The sequence below is a fragment of the Sphingomonas oryzagri genome (genome assembly GCF_029906645.1).
GTDB lineage: Bacteria > Pseudomonadota > Alphaproteobacteria > Sphingomonadales > Sphingomonadaceae > Solisphingomonas > Solisphingomonas oryzagri.
The window spans coordinates 217,906-237,723 of the sequence record NZ_JARYGZ010000001.1 but is presented as its reverse complement, the minus strand read 5'-3'; the positions used below and the strand labels follow the sequence as shown (position 1 = coordinate 237,723).

Below are 19,818 nucleotides of genomic sequence, written 5' to 3'. Positions count from 1 at the left end.
GCATTTCAAGCAGCCCTGCTTTTTTTGGAAAAAGGCGCCGAGCCGACGTGTTTGTCAATGCGTGGACGGGGTGGAAACCGTGCGGACTATGACTAAGGCTAGGCGGACCAGGCGAGCGGCCGAAGCGGATCCTCGCCGGTCCATCCCTCCGCCGCGCTTCGTGCCAGTTCGAAAAAGCCGCGGCTGGCCTCGGAATCCTCGATCAGTTCGATCACCATGCCGAGGCTGGCACGCAGGTCGAAATAACGCAGCGCCGTGCCAGGTCCGAGCGCCGCGCTGACGGCGGCCTCGCCAAGCCCCAGCGCGACGGCGGTCCCATCCGGATCATCGACAAGAAAGCCGTGATGATGCGGGATCATGGCATCCCGCGCGAGCGGCCGTTCGCCATAGATGCAGGGCCAGTCGCCACGTGGGCGGATGACCTCGATCATCGTCGCGCCGCTTTGCCCGAAGGCGATATCGAGCACCATGTCCTGCGCGACGCCATGTGCCCGCCAGTCTGCGAAGCGGACCCCTTCGAGCAAGAAAAAGGGCCCAGCGCCGGTCGCGGCGATCCACTGCTCCGCACCCCACAGAACATCCCCAGCGACAAAGCCCAGTTGCCGTAGCCCGTTCAACACGATCTTTCTCCCTCGTTTCATGGAACATGGTCGGGCGGCCGGCTTCCCGCACCTAGCGAGGAGATCAGGCCACTAGCCAAATTCGACGGCGCTTCGCTATGTTCGGGGGGATGAGGCATCTTCGACCGATCAAGAACACGGCGACGCTCCCCAGGCGGGCAAAGCCGGCGAGGCAGTTCGCGAAAAGCGAGGCGATGCGCATCCACGTCCTCGAAACGACGATCACATGCCTCGCGGAGCGCCCCTATTCGGATGTCTCGGTGTCCGCCATCGCGGCCGAAGCAGGCGTGTCGCGCGGCGGTATGCAATATCATTTCCCGACGCGGCTGGCGTTACTCCAGGGCGCCGTCGAGCATCTCCATGCCCGTAGGCTCCAACAGTTCCAGGCCGACATCATGGCTCGGCCCGCAGATGTCGATCTGATCGGCCATATCGTCGATACTCACTGGCGCCATCTGCACGAGCGCGATTTCCGCGCCTATCAGGAACTGGTGCTCGCCGCCCGGTCGGAGCCGGAGCTCGCCACCTTGCTGACGACACGCTATGGCGCCTTCCTGCGTGCCTGGCATGAGATCGCGCGAGAGACGTTCGGGTGGGACCATACCGATCCATCCGTCGCACGAGCCGGCAACATCGCCCATTATCTCCTCGAAGGCATGGCTTATGGGCGGATGGGTGGCCAGTTGAGCGCTGCCGACACCACGGACCTGATCGACTATGTGAAGGACGTCATGCGCATCGCGCATTCGGAAGCGCGACAATCTTGAAGTGCTGGCCGTAAGCGCCAGAATCAGCGGAGAAATGATGTGGCGGGACGCTGTGCGCCCCGCCTTTCAAATCATAACACGCGGTCGCGTTCAGGCGTCGAGCATGATGCGGGCAACATCTTCGGCGGCATCGATCTGCGGCCAGTGACCAGCGTCCAGCGCGTGCAGCGAGGCTTCGCGCAACTGGGACTGGAGGAAAGCCGCGGTAGAGAGATGGAGATAGGGGTCATTGCGGCCCCAGATCAGGTGCACGGGCACCTCCGCGCGGCGCAACGCGAGAATGCGGCTGGTATTGGCGGCGATTTCATCCTTCAGCTGACCGGTCATCTGCGCAAAGGCGATGGCGGCGCTCGGCTGCTGGCGGAAATTCTCGTCGATCAACGGCCCCAGCAATTCCTCATAGCGGACCCGGCCATGCGCGGAGGCATCGCCCAGCAACAGCCGGCGCTGAAACTCGAGCAGCCAGGCAAATTGCTCGGGGCTCGCAAGAAAATGATGTGCGAGCGATTGGAGGGGCTTGTGCGAGAAAATCTCGATCAATTCCGGAACCAGAAGGCCCGGCGCCTCGCCGTAAAACACATTCATCAGAACCACCGATGCGACGCGCTCGGGGCGAAGCAGTGCCAGGTTGAGCGCCGCCGGGCCGCCGGCATCGTGGCCGACCAGAACCACCGTCTCCAGGGCCAGCGCGTCGAGCACCGCTTCGACATCGCCGCGCTGCTGGGCAAAGCTGTATTGCGCCCGCTCGGGCTTGTCGGAGGCACCAAAGCCCAGGAAGTCGATGGTGATGGCGCGTCGGCCACCGGCAACGAGGTGCGAAATGAGGTCGTCGTAGATGTGCCCGTTGTCCGGGAAGCCATGCAGTAGCATGAAGGCCGGACCCGCCCCCGGATAATCCCGCACATAGACGTCGCCGCCGGTAGTGGGCACGCGGTGTTCATGAAAATCAGTCATGGCCGTTTCCTGTCGCAAGAGGGACGCAGTGCCCGGCGCCGTCGCCGGGTTGTTCGATGCACAGGAGATCGGCCTTTGCGGCTGATGCCGGTAGCCGGCGTTTCAGGGTTTCACCTATGCGCCCGGCGCATGGTCGCGCACGATCCAGCCCTTGCCGAACATGCCTTCGCCGACGGAGCGTGTGCGGTTAGGTTGACGGCATGAAAGACTTTCTCACTCTTCGCCTCTATGCGCGCGTGGCCCGCCTTGGCAGCATCTCTGCAGCGGCACGGGAATGCGGCCTGTCGCAGTCGCAGGCCTCACGCATCGTGGCGGACCTTGAGGATGGTCTGGGTGCCCGGTTGCTCTCGCGCACGACCCGCGCGGTTGTGCCTACGGAGGCGGGAGCGGAATTTCTGGCTCGTGCCGAGGCGATCCTCGATGCCATCGAAGATGCACGGAACGTGGTGCGGGAGGGCGAGGATCTTCAAGGACTGGTGCGTATCAGCATGCCCAGCACGATGGGCTATCTCGAGGTGATCCCGCGTCTGACCGGTTTCACCGAGTTGCATCCGGCCTTGCGGCTACAGATCCTGCTGGAAGACCAGCGCCAGGATCTGGTGCGCGATGCGGTGGATGTTGCGATCCGGCTCGGTACGCTGTCGGACGCCAGCGCCACCGCGCAGAAGATCACGACCATTCCACGAGTCATTTTGGCTTCGCGCCGCTATCTCGACAAAGCCGGCGAGCCGATCACCCCCGCAGATCTGACGCATCATCGCATTATCGGCGGCCCTTCGGGAGTGGCGGCATGGGCCTTCGAACGCGAGGGCGAGAAGGTGGCGGTCGATCTTCAACCCCACATCAGCGTCAATGATAACGAGGGCGCAGTAGTCGCCGCGATCGCCGGAATGGGAATTTGCTCGACCCCATGCCGAAGGCCCCGCCCGGAGATGCTGGATGGTTCGCTGGTGCCGTTGTTGACCGATTGGGCGCGCCCGCCGGTCGAGGTCCATGCCTATTTCCCGTTGGGGCGGCAGACGCGCATCGCGGCGCGCAGTCTGGTGGCCTATCTCAAGGCGGGGTTTGGCGAGCCGGTCTGACCCATGCGCGCGGCGCATAGGTGAAACCCTGAAACACCGGCTACCGCCATAGGCCGCAACGGCCGATCTCCTGTGCATCGAAGGACGCGGCGGCATCCGCCCCGCACTCCTCGCATCATAGGAAGCGGCCATGACCCAGCAGACCATCCTCATTACCGGCGGCACCGGCGCCACTGGCGGCCATGCCATCGAAGCCCTGCGACAGATGCCCGTCAATATCCGCGCCATGCTCCGCAAGGATGATGAGCGCGCCGCCGCGTTGCGTACTCAGGGTGTCGAGACCGTCGTGGGTGACCTGCTCGAGATCGACGACGTCCGCGCGGCCATGGACGGGGTAAGCAGCGCCTATTTCCTCTATCCCCTGCTCCCTGGGCTCATCACCGCCACCGCCTATTTCGCGCAGGCTGCGCAGGAGGCCGGGGTCAAGGCGATCGTCAACATGTCGCAGATCTCGGCGCGACGCGACTCCGCCAGCCATCAGGCGCGCGACCACTGGATGTCCGAGCGCGTGTTCGACTGGTCGGGCGTGCCGGTCACCCATCTGCGCCCCACCTTCTTTGCCGAATGGCTGATACGGGGCGCGCAGATGCAGACCATCGCGCGCGACAATATGTTCCGCCTCCCCTTCGGCACCGGGCGCCATGCGCCGATCGCCGCGCAGGATCAGGGCCGGGTGATCGCCGCCATCCTGGCGGACCCTGCGCCCCATGCGGGCAAGACCTATCCGCTTTGTGGCCCTGTCGAGATGGATTATCACGGCGTCGCGGCGGCGCTGAGCGAGGAACTGGGCCGCACCATCGTCTATGAGCCGATGGAGGTGGAGGCGTATCGCGCCCAGCTTCAGGCGCGCGGCATGCCCGAACAGACCATCCAGCATCTGTGTGCCGTTGCTTTCGATTATCGCGACGGCGTGTTCGAGGGCACCGACCGGATCATCGAGTCGATCACCGGCATCCCGCCCATGACCGTGCAGGCCTTTGCCGAGGCCAATCGCACGGCGCTGGGCGGATAAGTCCGGCATCCCGCGCCTATCCTCACATACAGGAGCAAGGACCATGGATTTCCTCGACACCCTGACAGACCGCAACGCGGCTTTCGCCCGGAACGACTTCGCAGCCGATCTCACCATGATGCCCTCGACCGGAACCATCGTGGTCGGCTGCGTCGATCCCCGCGTCGATCCGGCCCTCGTGCTGGGGCTGGCGCAGGGCGAGGCCGCTGTCATCCGCAATGTCGGCGGGCGCGTCGACGAACACCTGATCGACACGCTCGGCGTGCTGCGCGTCGTGGCGCAGGCGGCGGGGCGACCGGGAGGCGTGCGCAACCTCGTGCTGCTCCACCACAGCGATTGCGGGATCATCGGGTGCTATCATCAGGCGCCCGACCTGCTGGCCCGGCACCTGGGCGTGGGGCGCGACGCGCTCGACACCATGCACGTCACCGACCCCCACAAGGCCGTGGCCCATGACATCGCCGCGCTCCGGGCCAATGAGCAACTGGCCGACGGCACGATCGTCACGGGCCTGGTCTACGATGTGGCGACGGGCCTGATCGAAACGGTCGTGCCGCCCGGCCCCCTGCGCCCGGCAACCAGCTGACCCGTTCGGGCGCGACCCCGACGAATCTGAAATCGTACTTTGCGAACGGCGAAGGAGACGGGACCATGGACGACCCGATTGCACTGGCCTCCGCGGTCGTTGCCCGTGCCTTGGCCGGCGAGCGACCGCGCCCCATCGTGCGCAGCTTTTTCGACGCGCCGACCTTCACGGCGACCTATGTCGTCCATGATCCGGCCACCCTCCGCGCGGCGATTATCGACTCTGTGCTGGATTTCGACGCTGCCTCCGGGCGCACAGGAACCAGCGCTGCCGATGCCGTCCTGGCTTATGTGGCCAGCGAGGGGCTGGTCGTCGACTGGCTGTTCGAAACCCACGTACATGCCGATCATCTTTCCGCCGCGCCCTATCTGCAACAGCGGCTGGGCGGCAAGCTGGCGATCGGATCGGCCATCGTCGAGGTTCAGACCATCTTCGGCACGCTCTTCAACGCCGGGACGGAGTTCGAGCGGGACGGTTCGCAGTTCGACCTTCTGCTGAAAGACGGCGACACCCTCGCCATCGGCCAGCTGGAAGTGACCATGCTGCATGTGCCGGGCCACACGCCCGCCGACATGGCCTTTGTGGTGGGAGACGCGGTGTTCTGCGGAGACACGCTGTTCATGCCGGATTACGGCACCGCAAGGGCCGATTTCCCCGGCGGCGATGCGCGCAGCCTCTATCGTTCGATCCGGCGGCTGCTTCTGCTGCCGGCACAGGCGCGGCTGTTCCTCTGCCACGACTATAAGGCGCCCGGCCGCGATACCTTCGTGTGGGAAACGACGATCGGCGATGAGAACAGCGCGAATGTGCATGTCCATCAGGGCGTGAGCGAGGAAGATTTCGTGACCATGCGAATCGCGCGCGACGCGACCTTGTCCATGCCCCGCCTGATCCTGCCGGCGGTACAGGTCAATATGCGGGCGGGTCACCTGCCGCCCGCGGAAAATAACGGAGTGCACTATCTGAAGATACCCCTGAACACCCTGTAATCAACGGCTTGCGATCGCTCCCGCGGTCATCAGGAGACCCTTGCCATGAAACCTGCCGAACTTGCCGATGGCCTTTACGCCAGCCCGCAACTGTCCCCGAATGATATCGAGGAAGCCCGTCGTCTTGGTTACCGCTCGATCATCGCGAACCGTCCCGATGGCGAGGAGGCCGGACAGCCGACCATCGCTTCGATGCAACAGGCCGCGACAGCTGCAGGCCTCGGCTTTGCCGCGATCCCGATTGCGCTGGGCCAGGCGACGGAACATGACATCGACCTGTTCGAGCAGGCCCTTGATGCGCTGCCCAAACCGATCCTTGCCTATTGCCGCACCGGCACCCGTGCCGCGACGCTCTGGGCCTTGTCGCAATGCAGGGTGTCCGATCCCGACGACGTGATCGCGACTGCCGCTGCGGCCGGTTACGATCTCTCGCGGCTCAGGCCGGACATGGTTCGGCGCCACGTTCCGTCGAGCGCGACACTGCGAAAGCCCTGAGACTGCCGCCGAGTGGCGCGGCCGAGTTTTCACCGGTTCCTGATTGAACGGCCGCCCACCCTTGATCCCAGCCAGAACGGACAGCCCCATGAGCAACGAAGACGCAAGCGCCTATACGCGAAGCTGGTCCTCCCACGAGGTCTCGTTCCTCACCCTGAGCGACGGCGCGAAACTGCGCTATCTCAAGGTTGGAGAGGGGCCACCGCTGGTACTGATCCATACGGTGCGTACCCAGCTTGATCTGTTCCAGCGCCTAATCCCCCTGCTGGTCGGGCGGTACATGGTCTACGCCGTGGATCTTCCCGGATTCGGCTGGTCGGATATCGTGCCGGGCGCCGCCTATACCGAGCCTGTGCTTCGCGCGCGCATCCTCGACTTCATCCGCACGCTGGGGCTCAAGGACGTCACGCTGGCCGGTGAATCCATCGGCGCTGTGCTGGCGCTGACGCTGGCGACCAGTCCGGACATCGCAGTGCGGCGCGTCGTCGCGTTCAATCCCTATGACTATCTGCCTGGGCTGGAACGGGCCAACCTTCTCGCCTCGGTGGTTATCAAGAGCGTGCGGACCCCGGTGATCGGGCCTGTGTTCGCCGCACTGGAGAACAGGCTCATCCTCAAGGGTATCATCAGCGGCGGTTTTTCGGACCCGGCGCACCTGCCGGCCAGCTTCATCGATGAATTGTCGAAGTCCGGCTCTCGCGCCGGTTATTCAAGCGTGGCACGTGCTGTGTATCGTGCATTGCCCAGCTTTGTCGATGCACGAGCTCTCTACGATCAGGTCAAGGCTCCGATATCGCTTGTTTACGGGGAACAGGACTGGTCGTCACCGAGCGAGCGGGACGCCAACAGGCAAATTCTGCGACCAGAGGTGTACGAAAGTCTGCCCGCGACCGGTCACTTCGCCGCGATGGAAAATCCAGCCGCATGTTCGTCGATGTTCGTTTGAAGTCCGTTGCAAGTAGAGCGCGGTCTGCGTCCTTCCCTCAGGCTGTTCAATATCCGCTGCCAGCGATGGAAAGGCTCAACTGTTACCACGATGGCTCGGAGGCGTACCGTTCCCGCTATCGAGCAGGGGCGTCCCAAGCACGCCGCGCGGAAAGCCCGCGGCCAGATGATCGATCAGGGCGCGGACTGATGGAGGCAATCCCCGCCGGGTGGTGAAGACCAGATGCACGATCCCCTGCACCCCGCGCCATGGAGGGAGGACGCGCACCAGCCGTCCGGTCTCCAAAGCTGCGGCGCAAACATGATCGGGCAGGACCGCGATGCCCAGCCCGTCGATGGCCGCGTCGCGCACCGTCGCCATATCCTCGCAACCAAGGCGCGGCGTGATCCGGACGATCTGTTCGCGGCCGTCGTCGGTCTGAAGATGCCATTCGAGGTCGTCGGCCGCGTCATTGGTGACGAGAACCGGGAAGGACGCCAACTGCTCGATGCCCGCAATCTGGCCGGCGATCTGCGGGCTCGCGACGATGATCCGGGTCGACGCTCCGAGCGATCGCATGGATGCGCGACGGCGAAAGCTTCGCCATCGCCGGCCTGCTGCAGCGCGACTTCAAGACGACGATCGATCAGCTGCCGGTGCTCGGCTCGATCCCGATCATCGGCGCGCTGTTCCGTTCCAGCAATTTCAAGCGGGACCAGACCGAATTGCTGATCGTCGTGACCCCGCATCTGGTCGCCCCGATCAAGGCGGATCAGGTGCGCCTGCCGACCGACCGCGTGCTCGATCCGCGGGAGAGCGACACCTTCCTCCTCGGCCAGGCCTACCGGCCGCAGAAGGTCGAACCGAACGGCGCGCCGCCGCCCGCGGCCAAGCCGGTCGATCCCAAGAGCAAGGACGATCACTATGCCTACTAGGCTCGTTGGCCTCTCCTGCCTCCTGCTCGCCGGGCTGGCGGGCACCGCCAGGGCCGCCCCGCCCGACGGGCGCCCCTATTACGGCGGATCAGACAATTTCGGCGAGGCGAACCGCATGACGATGGACGCGCAGATCATCGATCCCGCGCCCCTGTATTCGACTCTCGTGCCCGAAAGCAGCGGTGAGCATGCCGCGCAGGCCATCGAACGCTTCCGCACCGACACGGTGAAGAAGCCGGTGGCGGTCAAGGCCTCCAAGCTGGGCGCCGAGCAGAGCGATACCACACCTGAGTAAGACACCAACCCGTATCGGACAGATGGCAATACGGCCGATGGAAAACTTCAAGTCCGCGCTCGATCTGAACAGATGGTCTGCCGACCACGGCAGGACGCGGATTCTGGTCGCCGCATCGCCGGAGCAGATTTCGCTCTACGAGGCCGCACGAGGGGGCATGGTCGGGCCGCAGCCCGCCACGCTCGCGGTCGACGCGGACCAGACTATTCCGGGCGAAAGGTTGCAAAACGTCGACCTCGTCATCGTCGAGGTGGACGTCGCGGACCAGGGCTCCATGAACCGCCTGAAACAGTTGCGGACCAGCCACCCGCACATCCTTCCGGTCGCGGCGATCCACGGCACCTCTGTCGCGCTGATGCGCACGCTGATGCACGAGGGCGTCGCGGATGTGATCGCCTTGCCGCTCGACCCCGTCGAGGTCATGCAGATCGTCCTCGACGCGATCTCGCGGCTCGACGGCAATTCCCGTCAGGACGAGGATCTGGCGCCGATGTTCGCGGTGGTGCGATCGATCGGCGGATGCGGAGCGACGACGATCGCCACGCATCTCGCTGCGGAGCTCGGATCACGGACGGCGCGCGCGCGATCGGCGGTGATCGTCGATCTCGACCTGCAATTCGGCACGATTTCCGATTATCTCGGCGTCAATCCCGCGGTGCGCGTGGATGATCTGCTCGCCGCGGAAGATCGTCTCGACGACGATCTCGTCGCGTCGGTTGCGACACCGGTGAACGACAAGCTCGATCTGATCGCTGCGCCGGAAACAATCCTGCCGCTGGAGAGCGTCGATACCGACCAATTACTCACGGTTCTCAAGCTGCTGCGCCGGCAATATGATTATGTGGTGCTGGATCTTCCGGCCGACTGGACGAGTTGGGCGCTCTCCGCCGTGCTGGAATCGAGCGCCATCCTGCTGGTCGTCGAGACTACGCTGCCCAGCCTGCGACAGGCCAAGCGCAGGCTGGATCTGTTCCAATCCGTCGGGGTCCGTGATGCCGACGTCAAAATCATCGTCAATCGTCTCGAAAAGAAGCTGTTCGGGACGATCAGCTTCGCGGACGTCTCACGGACGCTCGGGCACACCGTTCTGCATGGCATTTCGCTCGATCAGGCGCTGGTCAGCACCGCGCAGAATCAGGGGCAGCTCGTCGGCACCATCCGGCGCGGCAGCCGCTTCACGACGGACATCGCGAAGGCCGCGGAACTTCTGCTGGGCGCGGAAAGCGGGGGCGTGAACTGAGATGTGGAACGTTCGCAAATCGACCGGAGGGGATACCGCAGCCGTCGCGCGGCTCACACCCGACGCGACGATCATCGATCCGCCTGCGACGCCGGAATCGAGCGTTACGGACGGGATGATCGCGCTGAAGGTGAAGATCCACCAGCTGCTGCTCGAACGGATCAACCTGTCCTTCCTCGACAAGATGTCGCGAGACCAGATCTCGAAAGAGGTGTCGGATATCGTCGGCGAGTTGCTGACCAACGAAGGTCAGGTATTGAACCGGAGCGAGCGGGCCAATCTCGCCAGCGACGTGCTCGACGAACTGCTCGGCCTGGGGCCGCTCGAGCCGCTGCTGAAGGACGAGACGATCACCGACATTCTCGTCAACGGGTCGGAGTCCGTCTACGTCGAGCGCAGGGGCGTCATCCAGAAGACCTCGACCCGCTTTCAGGACGAGCGCCACCTGCTGCGGATCATCCAGAAGATCGTCACGGCGGTAGGCCGGCGCGTCGACGAATCCTCACCCTTCGTCGATGCTCGGTTGGCCGACGGCTCGCGCGTGAACGCGATCGTCTCGCCGCTCGCGATTGACGGGTCGCTGCTCTCGATCCGCAAATTCTCGAAGAAGCCGATCAGCATGGAACGGATGATCGAGCTCGATAGCGTGCCCAGGCCCATGGCCCAGGTGCTCGGAGCGATCGTCGGCGCCCGCCTGAACGTCATCATTTCGGGCGGCACCGGCTCGGGCAAGACGACGATGCTGAACGCCCTCTCCTCCTATATCGACGAGCGCGAGAGGATCGTGACGATCGAGGATTCCGCCGAGCTTCAGCTCCAGCAGGATCACGTCGCGCGGCTGGAGACACGGCCCGCCAATATCGAAGGGCGAGGCGAAGTCACGCAACGCGATCTCGTCAAGAACGCGCTGCGGATGCGGCCGGACCGGATCATCCTGGGCGAGTGCCGCGCGGGCGAGGCGTTCGACATGCTGCAGGCGATGAACACCGGCCACGACGGCTCGATGACGACCGTCCACGCCAACACGCCGCGCGATGCCTTGTCGCGCATCGAACAGATGATCGGCATGAGCGGGATCGACATCTCGGCCCGATCGGCGCGGGCGCAGATCGCGTCCGCCATCAACATCGTGCTCCAGATCGGCCGGCTGAGCGATGGCCGGCGCAAGGTGCTGTCGCTGTCCGAGGTGACCGGCATGGAAGGCGAAGTGATCACTATGCAGGAGATCTTCCGCTTCAACATGACCGGCCGCGCCGAGAACGGCCAGGTGCTCGGCCAGTTCGAAGCCACCGGCCTGCGCCCCAAATTCACCCGTATCCTGGAGGCGCACGGCATCAGCCTCGATCCGCACGTCTTCCAGCCCATCGTACGCCAGAACTAGCCCATGGCTTCGCTGCTCATCCGCTTGGTCATCCTGATCGTCGTCTTCCTGACGGTCTTTCTGCTGTCGAGCGTGATCGGCGGGGCCATAGCCAATCGCCGCGCGGAAAGCGGCGCGGTGAACAAGCGACTGAAGCTTCTGAAAGCCGGAGTCGGCCGGGAGGCGATCGGAGAGCGATTGCTCAAGAACACGCCTCCAGTCCTTTCGCCTGGCGCCCCCCTCTGGCAGCGGGTCTACGTCAATACCCTGCGGATGATCATGATGTCCGGCATTCCGATCGCGGCGCGCGCGGTCTTCGTGGGGATCGCCGCGGCAGCCGGGGGGCTGCTGGTACTGTTCCTGCTCATCGCCTTGTCCGCCGGGGTGCAACTGACGCTTGGCGTGATCGAGTTGGTCGCCCTCCTGGCGGTCGCCATCGGCATCGCCGTCCCTCTGATGATCGTCAGCCGTTTCGCGCAAAAAAGGCGCAAGCGGATGGAGCAGCAATTCCCCAACACCCTGGACATTTTCGTGAGATCGTTACGCGCGGGCCACCCGGTGGCCGCCGCGATCGAACTGATCACCAAGGAGATGCAAGACCCGGTCGGCAGTGAGTTTGGCCTGGTCGCCGACGAAGTGTCGTACGGCGCGGACATCAACGACGCCCTCGCCGGAATGGCGGAACGCTGGGACATGGAGGATATCCGCATGTTCGTCGTGAGCGTTTCCGTTCAGTCGGAGACCGGCGGCAATCTCGCGGAAATTCTGGACAATCTCTCCCGCGTGATCCGCGATCGGGCCGCCATGTATATGAAGGTACGGGCATTGAGTTCCGAAGGGCGGATGACCGGTTGGATGCTGAGCGTGCTGCCGGTGCTCGCCTTCGTAGGCCTCTTCGCTACCCGGCCCGCTTTCTACCTCGATGTCGCGCAGGATCCGATCTTCACGGTCGGAGTAGCGATCCTGCTGTCCCTCTATGTTTTCGGTGTCCTCATGATCCGTCGAATGATCGATCTCAAGGTGTGACATGATCGAGCTGATAGCGAGCAACCCCATCCTTCGGTTCGCCATTCTGGCGGTCCTGTTCCTGCTCGTCGCGGCGGTCGCCACCGCGCTCATCCGCCAGGGCGATGCGAGGCTGACGGTCCGCAGGGAGTTGCAGGTGATCTCGTACGGCCAGGCGAGTGGCAAGATCTATTCGCTGCGCGAGCGCAACGCCGGCGCTCTGGGGCGTCTGGTCGACAGGATTGAGCGGACCGGGCTGAACCTCGCCGACACGAAGTCCGACGCCCTTCGAGCCAGGATGATTGCCGCAGGTTTCGAGTCACCGGCCGCGCCGCGGCTGTTCACGCTGATCCGCCTGGTGCTGATCTTCACGCTGCCCGTTCTGCTCGTTGTGGTCACTTGGGCGACCGGACATTCGCTGTCCTTCTTCAAGCTCTACCTTTTCGGCTCGATCGCAGCGCTGATCGGGATGTATGGGCCTTCGCTGGTCGTCACCGCGAGGGCGGATCGTCGCCGTCAGGAATTGATCAACGGCTTCCCCGACAGCCTCGACCTGATGCTGGTCTGCGTCGAGGCCGGTCTGGGCCTGGAGGCGGCGCTCGATCGGGTGGGCCGCGAGATGGTGATTTCCCGGCCGCTGGTATCGCAGATGCTGACGACCGCCACCCTGCAACTGCGGGCCGGAGCGTCCCGCGAAGTCGCCCTGCGACGTATGGCAGATTCGGTCAACGTCGACGAGATCCGGTCCTTCTCCGCACTTCTGATCCAGTCGGACAAGCTGGGTTCCAGCATCGCCACTACCTTGCGTGTCTACGCCAACGAGATGCGCGAAAAGCGGCGGATGCGGGCTGAAGAAAAGGCCCACCGTATTCCAGTCCTCATTTCCATCCCGCTGGTCACCTGCATGCTGCCCGTCATGATCGGCGTCATCATGCTGCCTGCGGGCATTCAAGTCGTCCGGCATCTCCTGCCGGCTCTTCACGGGAACCACTGAACCATGCGCTCGACATCGACCGCCCTCGGTTCGCTCGGCTTGATGCTTCTGCTGGGCGGGTGCAACTCCTTCCTCGGAATGCACTTCAGCGACAACCGGATGTGGAAGCATATCCAGGTCCGTCCGCTCGGCCCCCAGGTGGCGACGACCGATCAGAAGACGCAGGCCGGGCGCGCGGCGCTCGATGCAGGCGATCTCGCCACCGCGATCGCATCCTTCCGCGACGCGATGAATGCGGGCGAGCCGCTTCCACCGGCGCTCAATGGCCTCGGCGTGGCCTATGCGCGTCTCGATCGTCTCGATCTGGCGCAGGCCTATTTCCAGCAGGCGGCCGCCCAGGCGCCGGACGATCCCCGGTATCGGGACAATCTGGCGATGCTGATGCAGGCGCAATCCTTCGTGGAGGCACAGCGCGCACGGGCCAAGGCGATGGCGGATCGCATGGTAGCGGCGCAGAAGGCCACCGCCGTGCAGGCCGACGGCAGCCGGTTGCAACGCATCTCGCGTACCGAGGTCCATATCGTGACCGCGCCGATGCAGGCGGCTCCGCGCTATCGGCCGACCGACGTCGCGCTCAACTCCGACACTTCGATGATCCGCATCGTCGCGATCGTTGCGGGAACGACCAGCCCGGCCGGGCATGACGGCACCTCCGCCGCGCAGGCTCCGGCGCCGCACCCGGCGAGCAATCACTCGGGGGGCGGCCAGTGACGCTCACGCTGACACCGCTGTTCGAGGCCATCCTCATCCTCGCCGGGCTGACCGCGAGCGGCACCGACATCTGGTGGCGGCGTATCCCCAACAGCCTGTGCGCGGCGACGTTCGCGTTCGGCCTCGCCTACGCCTGGCATCTGGGTGGGCTGTCGGAACTCGGCTCGCACCTGCTGCACGCGCTGATCGCGCTCGTGATCGGCATGGGGCTTTTCGCACTCGGCGGGATCGGTGGCGGGGACGCCAAATTCTACGCGGCCGTCGCGGCATGGTTCGGCCTGAAGCTGGGCATGCTGCTCTTCGCGACCGTCAGCCTGAGCGGGCTGGTGCTGCTCGTGATCTGGTTCACCGCCCGGCGGCTGGCGGGCAAACCTTTCCGACAGAACGGCAAGAGCGCCGGCCTTCCCTATGGCGTGGCGATCGCCGCTGGCGGTCTGATCGTTCTGCTCTGGCAGTGAAAGCGTTCGACGTGGGCACAGGAGGATGCACATGATGCGATCGGCTTGGGGAGCGCTGAAGGCGGCCTTCCGCCGGATGCGCCACGACGGTGCCGCGATCAGCCCGATCATGGCGATCATGCTGCTGCCCTTGTCCGGCGCGATCGCGATCGCCGTCGAGCAGGGGCAATGGTATTATTTCCTGCGCTCTATGCAGAACGCCGCCGATGCGGCGGCGATTTCGGCCGCGATCAACAACACGACCGGCGGCTACAAGGCGGAAGCGGCGGCGACTGCGGCCAAGTTCGGCTATGTCAACGGAACCAATCACGCCTCCGTCCAGACCGCCGTCGTGACGTGCCCCGCCGGCGCGCCGACGGGTTCGACCTGTTATCAGGCCAGCCTCTCCACCGTGGTTCCCATCAGCCTTTCCGCCCTCGTCGGTTTCAAGGGGAACGCCACTTACGGCTCGGGATACGGCCAGACCATCCCGGTCGCGGCGATCGCGGCCACCTCATCCGCGGTCGGACACAGTTATTGCGTCTGGTCGCTCTCGACGGCAACCACGTCGTTCCGGAGCAACGGCGGTCCGAAGCCCGATCTGAACGGCTGTTCGATCATGTCGAACGGCGATTCGACCTGCACCGGCCACAATCTGGGCGCAACCTACGGCGACGCGCACGGCACGAACAGCGGATGCGGCGTCACTCAGACATCCGGCGTTCCGATACCCGCCGATCCCTATAGCGGTCTTGCTTCGAAGATACCGCCCAACACCTGCTCGTCCTATCCGCAGGAAACGAAATCGGGGGGCAAGTGGACCGTCGCGTCGTCCAATCAGCTTTCCGGTTCCTACGCCTGGACCGGGAACAAGCAGCTATGCGGCGACCAACAACTGACCGGTAACGTGACGCTCACCGGATCGAGTACCACGATCGTGATCGAGAACGGAATGCTCGACACCAACGGATACACGATCTCGACCGCATCGGGCGCGACCGCGACGATCATATTCTCGGGAACGGGCGGCAGCTACAGCCACTATCCTGCGGACAATGGCGGGGCGGGCACGCTCAGCATCCAGGCCCCCACATCCGGCACATGGTCGGGCATCGCCATGTACCAGGATCCCAGCCTGACCAGCGGCGTCGATTTCACCTACGCTGGTAACGCGCCGACCTGGAACCTCACCGGCGTGGTCTATCTGCCCAAGGCGAACCTCACGTTCAGCGGGGCGGTCAACAAGAATGCCAACGGCAGCTCCTGCTTCGCGCTGATCGCCTACACCATCCTGGTGAACGGCACCGCCAATATCTTCGCCAACAACACGGGATGCTCGGCGGCCGGTGCGACTCTGCCGACCTCGACGAGCACCACGACCACGAGGCTCGTCGCATGATCGGCGCATCCAATGCGCGCCTCGCCTTCGCGAAGCGCTTCCTGCGCGATGCCGGCGCGGTTGCAGCGGCGGAAATGGCGCTGATCTTTCCGATCCTCGGCTACGTCTCGCTCAACGTCATGGATCTTGGCGTCTACATATTCTCGCGCATGCAGACCGAGCTGGCGGCGGAAGCGGCGGCCGGCGCGGCACGGAACATCTGCGTCGCCGCCGGCAAGTATCCGGCGACCTATCCCGCCGGCAACTGCGATGCCAATCTCACGACGAAGCTGACGGCGGCGGCACAGGCCACAACGCTCGGCACGAACGTCACGATCGTCGGGTCACCGGGCGAAGGCTATTATTGCGCGAACACGGCCGGTACGCTCGTATCCGTCGCGGCGGTCAGCGCCACGCCACCCGCCAACTGCTCATCGGTCGTCACGGGCAGCACCACGGCGCCCGGCGACTATATCAACGTCACCACCAGTTACACCTATACGCCCTTCGCGCCCGGCCTGGCGATCACGGCCGCCCTTCCGGCAACCATTCAGCAAACCGCGTGGATGCGCCTCAAATGAAACGCCCGGCACCCCAAGCGATATCCTGGCTCTGGTCGGCGATCAGGGACGATGCAGCCTCGACGGCGGCCGAGTTCGCACTGGTGTTGCCGATATTCCTGCTGACGATTTTTTCGAGCCTCTATCTCTGCATGATGCTGGGCGCGCTCATCAACCTGCACGCGGTGACCGAGCAAGCGGCGCGATGCCTCGCCGTCAATGCTGCCGGAGCCTGCACCACCGCGAACGTCGATACGTACGCCAAGGCCCGGTTCACGGGTCCGGGCATTACGGGGCTCGCCTTCACCGCATCGGCGCCCGCCTGCGGCAAGCAGGTGTCTGCGAGCGGGACCTTTTCCATGTTCACCGGCCTGAAGGCAGTCAGCGTCACGCTGAGCACCTCGGCCTGCTATCCGGTCATCTAGCTTTCGGGCGGGACGGACAGTGCATCGCTTGGGGGGAGCATGAAGCCATTATTCAAGGGCGACTTCGCTATCCTTGCCGCTGGTGCGCTCGCGGCAACCGCCGTGCCGTCTCCCATCCGGGCAAACGGCGTCCTGATCATAACCATGCACCCGACAACAGCGCATGCTCGCCAGCAGACGATCCCGCGGGCATCCGCCATGGTGCCTGCAGTGATTACCACCGGGCCGGCCGCCAGCATTGTCGGCAACCCGATCAGCTTTTCACGAACGATCGTGTCCGATGCGCCGATATCCGCATCCAGGTCCGACATCCGCAGGCTCGGGACCATCCGTTCCGGGCTGCCTCTTTCGGGGATACTCACCAGCGGATTCGGTATGCGCGACCACCCTATCCTCGGGATCCGCCGCGAGCATGACGGTATCGATCTCGCCGCACCATGGGGCACGCCGATCAGTGCGACGCTGGACGGCACGGTGACCAGGGCCGCATGGAACGGCGGCTATGGCCTGATGGTCGCGATGGACGATGGGCAAGGGACCGAAATACGCTTCGGGCATATGTCCCGCCTAAACGTGGCGGTCGGTCAGCACATCCAGAAAGGCCAGGTCATTGGCTATGTCGGATCTTCGGGATTATCGACAGGTCCCCATGTCCATTACGAAATGCGTGTCGACGGACGGCCGGTAAATCCGATGAGATCGCAGCACATGTAATTGCATCTTTCCGAAATATTCACATGTGGATAGTTGATGGAGAAACTATCATCCTGAAGTTGCCGGTCTTCGAATTAGGCCTGAGGGCTTTCAGGGCGATATCCGTCAGCAGGGTTTCGCGCGCTCCCGAAAACTACCCACTTTGCCGCGGGTAACCGGAGGTCGGAGATCGAAATCCACCCACAGAATGTCATTGCTGGACAGTGCGCCGCGAGGGACGAGCCGGGGACGCTATGGGCCACCGAAGTCGATAAAACAGACGATTTTAGGCTTCCCAGAGGAATGTCCTAGGCGCTCTGAAAACGTACTGGAATGGCATGATGGCTGGGGCGGCAGGATTCGAACCTGCGAATGCCGGTACCAAAAACCGGTGCCTTACCGCTTGGCGACGCCCCAGTGCGGAGGCGCGTCCCTAGCGCGGGTTCTGGCCGGAGGGAAGCCCATGCGATGCGATCGCTTGCGCAAGCGATGAAGAGCGGACTAGGCCTGCGACATGGCCCCGCCGCAAAGCCCCGCCTCCCCGCTGTTCCTGCGCGAAGCCGAGATCCGGCGCGGGATAGAACTCATTCATTTCGGCCATGGCCGGCTGTTCGAGGCGGTGGATCGCAGGCTTGAGGCCGAGGGGCTGGGCCGCGCGCATCATCGCGCGCTCTACTTCGTCGCCCGCCAGCCCGACCTGACGGTCAGCCGCCTGCTCGAACTGCTCGGCATCACGAAGCAGTCGCTCGGTCGGGTGATCAACGAACTCACCGCGCGCGACCTGATCGAGACCCGTGTCGGCCGGGATGATCGGCGGCAGCGCCTGCTACGGCTCACCCCGGCCGGCAAGGCGCTGGAGAGCGAGTTGTTCGAGATGCTGCGCGCACGGATGTCCGCCGCCTATGTCGATGCGGGGCCGGCGGCGGTGGCAGGGTTCTGGCTGGTGCTCGAAGGATTGGTGCCGCAGGCGGAGCGGCCGATGCTCCACAAGCTGCGCGGCGACACCTGACGGCTCAGCGAGCGGCCGCCGCCATTTCCTCGCTGCGGCGCGCGGATGCCGCCAGCACGTCCGCCATCAGCCGGTCCAGCGCGGCATCGCGGTCGATCACATCCAGCCCGGCCCGCGTCGTGCCGCCGGGGCTGGCGACACGATCGGCCAGTCGCGCCGGCGTCTCGTTCGCGCCTGCCGCGAGTTCGGCCGCTCCCGCGACCGTGGCGAGCGCCAGCCGGGCGGCCTGATCGGCGGACAGCCCCTGCGCCTCCCCGGCCTTCGCCAGCGCATCGACGAAGCGGAACAGGAATGCCGGCCCGCACCCGGACAGGACCGAGGCCCGGCCGAACAGACCTTCGTCATCGATCCACTCGGTGATGCCGAGCGTCCGCACCAGCGCCTCGGCCTCGGCCTTTGCGGAGGCGTCCGCCCCGGCGGCGGCGTGCAGCAGCATCACGCCCTTGCCGATCGCAGACGGCGTGTTGGGCATGACGCGCACGATCGCGCGATGATTGGGGAAGCGCTTCGCCAGCGACGGCGCCTCGGTTCCGGCCAGCACGGAGACGATCAGCGTCCCCTCGCCCGTCGTCGGCGCCAGCGCAGGCACGGCCTCGTCGAGCTTCTGCGGCTTCATCGCCAGCACCAGCACCGCCGGCGCCTCACCGTCCGGCGGAGGCGCCTTCAGCACCGTGACGCCCTCGATCGGCGTGCCGGACGGGCGGATCACGTTGATCCGCGCAGGATCGATGCCGGACGCCAGCCAGCCGCGCAGCATCGCGCCACCCATGTTGCCGGCGCCAACCAGCCAGATCGGCCCGTCCCCGGCGATCACGCCTCGCCCCGCGTCTCGATCAGCGCGGACGCGATCGCGTCGGCAGGTGCCTTGTTGCCCCACAGCACGAACTGGAACACCGGGTAGAAGCGCTCGCACTCGTCGATCGCGGTCTCGATCAGCGTCTCGGCCTGATCGAGCGAGAGGACGCTGCCCTCCTCGCCCTCGATCAGCGTGGCGTTGCGGTACAGCGCGAGGCCGGATGCCGCCCACAGCTCGAAATGGCCGAGCCACAGCTGCTCGTTGATCAGACCGATCGTCTCGTAGATCGCGCCGCGCTTGTCGGCGGGCACGCGGATATCGGGCAGGCAGAGGAACTGCAGGACGCGGTCCTCCGGGCGCCACACGCCGCGCAGCTCATACTGGGTCCAGCTGCCCTGCACGGTCGCCACGATCTCGTCGTCGCCCATCCGCTCGCAGGACCAGCCATGCGCCTGGAAATAGCTTTCCAGCATGTCGATCGGCGCCGACGGCTCGGAGCGTTCGTCTTCGAGATCGTCGAGATTCATGGCGTGCCCCCTACTCCACCCCA

Annotated in this window: 25 protein-coding genes and 1 tRNA gene; 20 read left to right on the top strand and 6 right to left on the bottom strand. The window is 64.9% G+C overall.

Annotated elements, in window-relative coordinates; all coding sequences use genetic code 11:
• Positions 1-98: 98 nt before the first annotated feature.
• On the bottom strand, positions 99-524 hold the full coding sequence (locus QGN17_RS01215; protein WP_281042695.1) for a hypothetical protein: 426 nt from the start codon (positions 522-524) through the stop codon (positions 99-101).
• A 290-nt stretch (positions 525-814) separates the two neighbouring features.
• Here QGN17_RS01215 and QGN17_RS01210 point away from each other — a divergent pair, with 290 nt between their 5' ends.
• Positions 815-1,387, top strand: a complete 573-nt coding sequence (locus QGN17_RS01210; RefSeq protein ID WP_281042694.1) for a TetR/AcrR family transcriptional regulator — start codon at positions 815-817, stop codon at positions 1,385-1,387.
• Positions 1,388-1,477: 90 nt separating this feature from the next.
• On the opposite strand, the gene QGN17_RS01205 is transcribed toward QGN17_RS01210, so the two are convergent.
• Positions 1,478-2,341: an alpha/beta fold hydrolase gene (locus QGN17_RS01205; RefSeq protein ID WP_281042693.1), complete on the bottom strand. Its 864-nt coding sequence runs from the start codon at positions 2,339-2,341 to the stop codon at positions 1,478-1,480.
• A gap of 200 nt (positions 2,342-2,541) precedes the next feature.
• On the opposite strand from QGN17_RS01205, the gene QGN17_RS01200 reads away from it, so the two are divergent.
• From QGN17_RS01200 to QGN17_RS01175, 6 genes are all read left to right on the top strand, one after another.
• A complete protein-coding gene (locus tag QGN17_RS01200; RefSeq protein ID WP_281042692.1) occupies positions 2,542-3,423 on the top strand; it encodes a LysR family transcriptional regulator in 882 nt (293 codons plus the stop codon).
• Between the two features lie 130 nt (positions 3,424-3,553).
• Positions 3,554-4,435: an NmrA family NAD(P)-binding protein gene (locus QGN17_RS01195; RefSeq protein WP_281042691.1), complete on the top strand. Its 882-nt coding sequence runs from the start codon at positions 3,554-3,556 to the stop codon at positions 4,433-4,435.
• A gap of 43 nt (positions 4,436-4,478) precedes the next feature.
• Positions 4,479-5,021: a carbonic anhydrase gene (locus QGN17_RS01190; protein WP_281042690.1), complete on the top strand. Its 543-nt coding sequence runs from the start codon at positions 4,479-4,481 to the stop codon at positions 5,019-5,021.
• Between the two features lie 65 nt (positions 5,022-5,086).
• Entirely contained in the window at positions 5,087-6,010 is a 924-nt protein-coding gene (locus tag QGN17_RS01185; RefSeq protein ID WP_281042689.1) for an MBL fold metallo-hydrolase, read from the top strand.
• A 45-nt stretch (positions 6,011-6,055) separates the two neighbouring features.
• The gene (locus QGN17_RS01180) at positions 6,056-6,505 is read left to right on the top strand and encodes a TIGR01244 family sulfur transferase (RefSeq protein ID WP_281042688.1); all 450 of its coding nucleotides are present in this window, start codon (positions 6,056-6,058) and stop codon (positions 6,503-6,505) included.
• An 88-nt stretch (positions 6,506-6,593) separates the two neighbouring features.
• Positions 6,594-7,451, top strand: coding sequence for an alpha/beta fold hydrolase (locus QGN17_RS01175; protein WP_281042687.1), 858 nt, complete (start codon positions 6,594-6,596; stop codon positions 7,449-7,451).
• A 75-nt stretch (positions 7,452-7,526) separates the two neighbouring features.
• Here QGN17_RS01175 and QGN17_RS01170 read toward each other — a convergent pair whose 3' ends face one another.
• On the bottom strand, positions 7,527-8,009 hold the full coding sequence (locus QGN17_RS01170) for a LysR substrate-binding domain-containing protein (protein ID WP_281042686.1): 483 nt from the start codon (positions 8,007-8,009) through the stop codon (positions 7,527-7,529).
• A 2-nt stretch (positions 8,010-8,011) separates the two neighbouring features.
• Here QGN17_RS01170 and QGN17_RS01165 point away from each other — a divergent pair, with 2 nt between their 5' ends.
• Genes QGN17_RS01165 through QGN17_RS01110 form a run of 12 tightly spaced genes read left to right on the top strand, consistent with a single transcriptional unit; the run spans position 8,012 to position 17,484 of the window.
• Entirely contained in the window at positions 8,012-8,365 is a 354-nt protein-coding gene (locus QGN17_RS01165; protein ID WP_281042685.1) for a hypothetical protein, read from the top strand.
• On the top strand, positions 8,355-8,660 hold the full coding sequence (locus QGN17_RS01160; RefSeq protein ID WP_281042684.1) for a hypothetical protein: 306 nt from the start codon (positions 8,355-8,357) through the stop codon (positions 8,658-8,660). Before QGN17_RS01165 ends, QGN17_RS01160 begins: the two co-directional genes overlap by 11 nt.
• Positions 8,661-8,697: 37 nt before the next feature.
• Positions 8,698-9,900, top strand: a complete 1,203-nt coding sequence (locus tag QGN17_RS01155) for an AAA family ATPase (protein ID WP_281042683.1) — start codon at positions 8,698-8,700, stop codon at positions 9,898-9,900.
• A 1-nt stretch (position 9,901) separates the two neighbouring features.
• Positions 9,902-11,281: a CpaF family protein gene (locus tag QGN17_RS01150; protein ID WP_281042682.1), complete on the top strand. Its 1,380-nt coding sequence runs from the start codon at positions 9,902-9,904 to the stop codon at positions 11,279-11,281.
• A gap of 3 nt (positions 11,282-11,284) precedes the next feature.
• Positions 11,285-12,286, top strand: a complete 1,002-nt coding sequence (locus tag QGN17_RS01145; protein ID WP_281042681.1) for a type II secretion system F family protein — start codon at positions 11,285-11,287, stop codon at positions 12,284-12,286.
• A 1-nt stretch (position 12,287) separates the two neighbouring features.
• Positions 12,288-13,259 carry a type II secretion system F family protein gene (locus tag QGN17_RS01140; protein ID WP_281042680.1) on the top strand — a complete coding sequence of 324 codons (972 nt, stop codon included), beginning with the start codon at positions 12,288-12,290 and terminating at the stop codon, positions 13,257-13,259.
• A gap of 42 nt (positions 13,260-13,301) precedes the next feature.
• Positions 13,302-13,970 carry a tetratricopeptide repeat protein gene (locus QGN17_RS01135; protein ID WP_281042679.1) on the top strand — a complete coding sequence of 223 codons (669 nt, stop codon included), beginning with the start codon at positions 13,302-13,304 and terminating at the stop codon, positions 13,968-13,970.
• Positions 13,967-14,428: an A24 family peptidase gene (locus QGN17_RS01130; protein WP_281042678.1), complete on the top strand. Its 462-nt coding sequence runs from the start codon at positions 13,967-13,969 to the stop codon at positions 14,426-14,428. Before QGN17_RS01135 ends, QGN17_RS01130 begins: the two co-directional genes overlap by 4 nt.
• A gap of 31 nt (positions 14,429-14,459) precedes the next feature.
• On the top strand, positions 14,460-15,806 hold the full coding sequence (locus tag QGN17_RS01125; RefSeq protein WP_281042677.1) for a pilus assembly protein TadG-related protein: 1,347 nt from the start codon (positions 14,460-14,462) through the stop codon (positions 15,804-15,806).
• The gene (locus tag QGN17_RS01120; protein ID WP_281042676.1) at positions 15,803-16,366 is read left to right on the top strand and encodes a hypothetical protein; all 564 of its coding nucleotides are present in this window, start codon (positions 15,803-15,805) and stop codon (positions 16,364-16,366) included. Before QGN17_RS01125 ends, QGN17_RS01120 begins: the two co-directional genes overlap by 4 nt.
• On the top strand, positions 16,363-16,770 hold the full coding sequence (locus QGN17_RS01115; protein WP_281042675.1) for a TadE/TadG family type IV pilus assembly protein: 408 nt from the start codon (positions 16,363-16,365) through the stop codon (positions 16,768-16,770). Before QGN17_RS01120 ends, QGN17_RS01115 begins: the two co-directional genes overlap by 4 nt.
• 39 nt (positions 16,771-16,809) lie before the next feature.
• Complete coding sequence (locus tag QGN17_RS01110; RefSeq protein WP_281042674.1) at positions 16,810-17,484, top strand: M23 family metallopeptidase; 675 nt, start codon at positions 16,810-16,812, stop codon at positions 17,482-17,484.
• A gap of 321 nt (positions 17,485-17,805) precedes the next feature.
• On the opposite strand, the gene QGN17_RS01105 is transcribed toward QGN17_RS01110, so the two are convergent.
• Positions 17,806-17,880, bottom strand: a tRNA-Gln gene (locus QGN17_RS01105).
• 97 nt (positions 17,881-17,977) lie between these two features.
• On the opposite strand from QGN17_RS01105, the gene QGN17_RS01100 reads away from it, so the two are divergent.
• Positions 17,978-18,472, top strand: a complete 495-nt coding sequence (locus QGN17_RS01100) for a MarR family winged helix-turn-helix transcriptional regulator (protein WP_281042673.1) — start codon at positions 17,978-17,980, stop codon at positions 18,470-18,472.
• 4 nt (positions 18,473-18,476) lie between these two features.
• On the opposite strand, the gene proC is transcribed toward QGN17_RS01100, so the two are convergent.
• Positions 18,477-19,286, bottom strand: a complete 810-nt coding sequence (proC, locus tag QGN17_RS01095; RefSeq protein ID WP_281042672.1) for a pyrroline-5-carboxylate reductase — start codon at positions 19,284-19,286, stop codon at positions 18,477-18,479.
• Positions 19,283-19,795: a type III secretion system chaperone family protein gene (locus tag QGN17_RS01090; protein ID WP_281042671.1), complete on the bottom strand. Its 513-nt coding sequence runs from the start codon at positions 19,793-19,795 to the stop codon at positions 19,283-19,285. The genes proC and QGN17_RS01090 overlap by 4 nt, the downstream gene beginning before the upstream one ends.
• Positions 19,796-19,818 lie beyond the last annotated feature (23 nt).

Excerpts from the sequence above, each read along its gene's own strand:
- QGN17_RS01090 (WP_281042671.1), bottom strand. The coding sequence starts at position 19,795 with ATGAATCTCGACGATCTCGAAGACGAACGCTCCGAGCCGTCGGCGCCG.
- QGN17_RS01195 (WP_281042691.1), top strand. The coding sequence starts at position 3,554 with ATGACCCAGCAGACCATCCTCATTACCGGCGGCACCGGCGCCACTGGC.
- QGN17_RS01160 (WP_281042684.1), top strand. The coding sequence starts at position 8,355 with ATGCCTACTAGGCTCGTTGGCCTCTCCTGCCTCCTGCTCGCCGGGCTG.
- QGN17_RS01185 (WP_281042689.1), top strand. The coding sequence starts at position 5,087 with ATGGACGACCCGATTGCACTGGCCTCCGCGGTCGTTGCCCGTGCCTTG.
- QGN17_RS01115 (WP_281042675.1), top strand. The coding sequence starts at position 16,363 with ATGAAACGCCCGGCACCCCAAGCGATATCCTGGCTCTGGTCGGCGATC.
- QGN17_RS01155 (WP_281042683.1), top strand. The coding sequence starts at position 8,698 with ATGGAAAACTTCAAGTCCGCGCTCGATCTGAACAGATGGTCTGCCGAC.
- QGN17_RS01210 (WP_281042694.1), top strand. The coding sequence starts at position 815 with ATGCGCATCCACGTCCTCGAAACGACGATCACATGCCTCGCGGAGCGC.
- QGN17_RS01125 (WP_281042677.1), top strand. The coding sequence starts at position 14,460 with ATGATGCGATCGGCTTGGGGAGCGCTGAAGGCGGCCTTCCGCCGGATG.
- QGN17_RS01140 (WP_281042680.1), top strand. The coding sequence starts at position 12,288 with ATGATCGAGCTGATAGCGAGCAACCCCATCCTTCGGTTCGCCATTCTG.
- QGN17_RS01175 (WP_281042687.1), top strand. The coding sequence starts at position 6,594 with ATGAGCAACGAAGACGCAAGCGCCTATACGCGAAGCTGGTCCTCCCAC.
- QGN17_RS01205 (WP_281042693.1), bottom strand. The coding sequence starts at position 2,341 with ATGACTGATTTTCATGAACACCGCGTGCCCACTACCGGCGGCGACGTC.
- QGN17_RS01165 (WP_281042685.1), top strand. The coding sequence starts at position 8,012 with ATGCGCGACGGCGAAAGCTTCGCCATCGCCGGCCTGCTGCAGCGCGAC.
- QGN17_RS01100 (WP_281042673.1), top strand. The coding sequence starts at position 17,978 with ATGGCCCCGCCGCAAAGCCCCGCCTCCCCGCTGTTCCTGCGCGAAGCC.
- QGN17_RS01145 (WP_281042681.1), top strand. The coding sequence starts at position 11,285 with ATGGCTTCGCTGCTCATCCGCTTGGTCATCCTGATCGTCGTCTTCCTG.
- QGN17_RS01190 (WP_281042690.1), top strand. The coding sequence starts at position 4,479 with ATGGATTTCCTCGACACCCTGACAGACCGCAACGCGGCTTTCGCCCGG.
- QGN17_RS01150 (WP_281042682.1), top strand. The coding sequence starts at position 9,902 with ATGTGGAACGTTCGCAAATCGACCGGAGGGGATACCGCAGCCGTCGCG.
- QGN17_RS01110 (WP_281042674.1), top strand. The coding sequence starts at position 16,810 with ATGAAGCCATTATTCAAGGGCGACTTCGCTATCCTTGCCGCTGGTGCG.
- QGN17_RS01135 (WP_281042679.1), top strand. The coding sequence starts at position 13,302 with ATGCTTCTGCTGGGCGGGTGCAACTCCTTCCTCGGAATGCACTTCAGC.
- QGN17_RS01180 (WP_281042688.1), top strand. The coding sequence starts at position 6,056 with ATGAAACCTGCCGAACTTGCCGATGGCCTTTACGCCAGCCCGCAACTG.
- QGN17_RS01120 (WP_281042676.1), top strand. The coding sequence starts at position 15,803 with ATGATCGGCGCATCCAATGCGCGCCTCGCCTTCGCGAAGCGCTTCCTG.
- QGN17_RS01200 (WP_281042692.1), top strand. The coding sequence starts at position 2,542 with ATGAAAGACTTTCTCACTCTTCGCCTCTATGCGCGCGTGGCCCGCCTT.
- QGN17_RS01170 (WP_281042686.1), bottom strand. The coding sequence starts at position 8,009 with ATGCGATCGCTCGGAGCGTCGACCCGGATCATCGTCGCGAGCCCGCAG.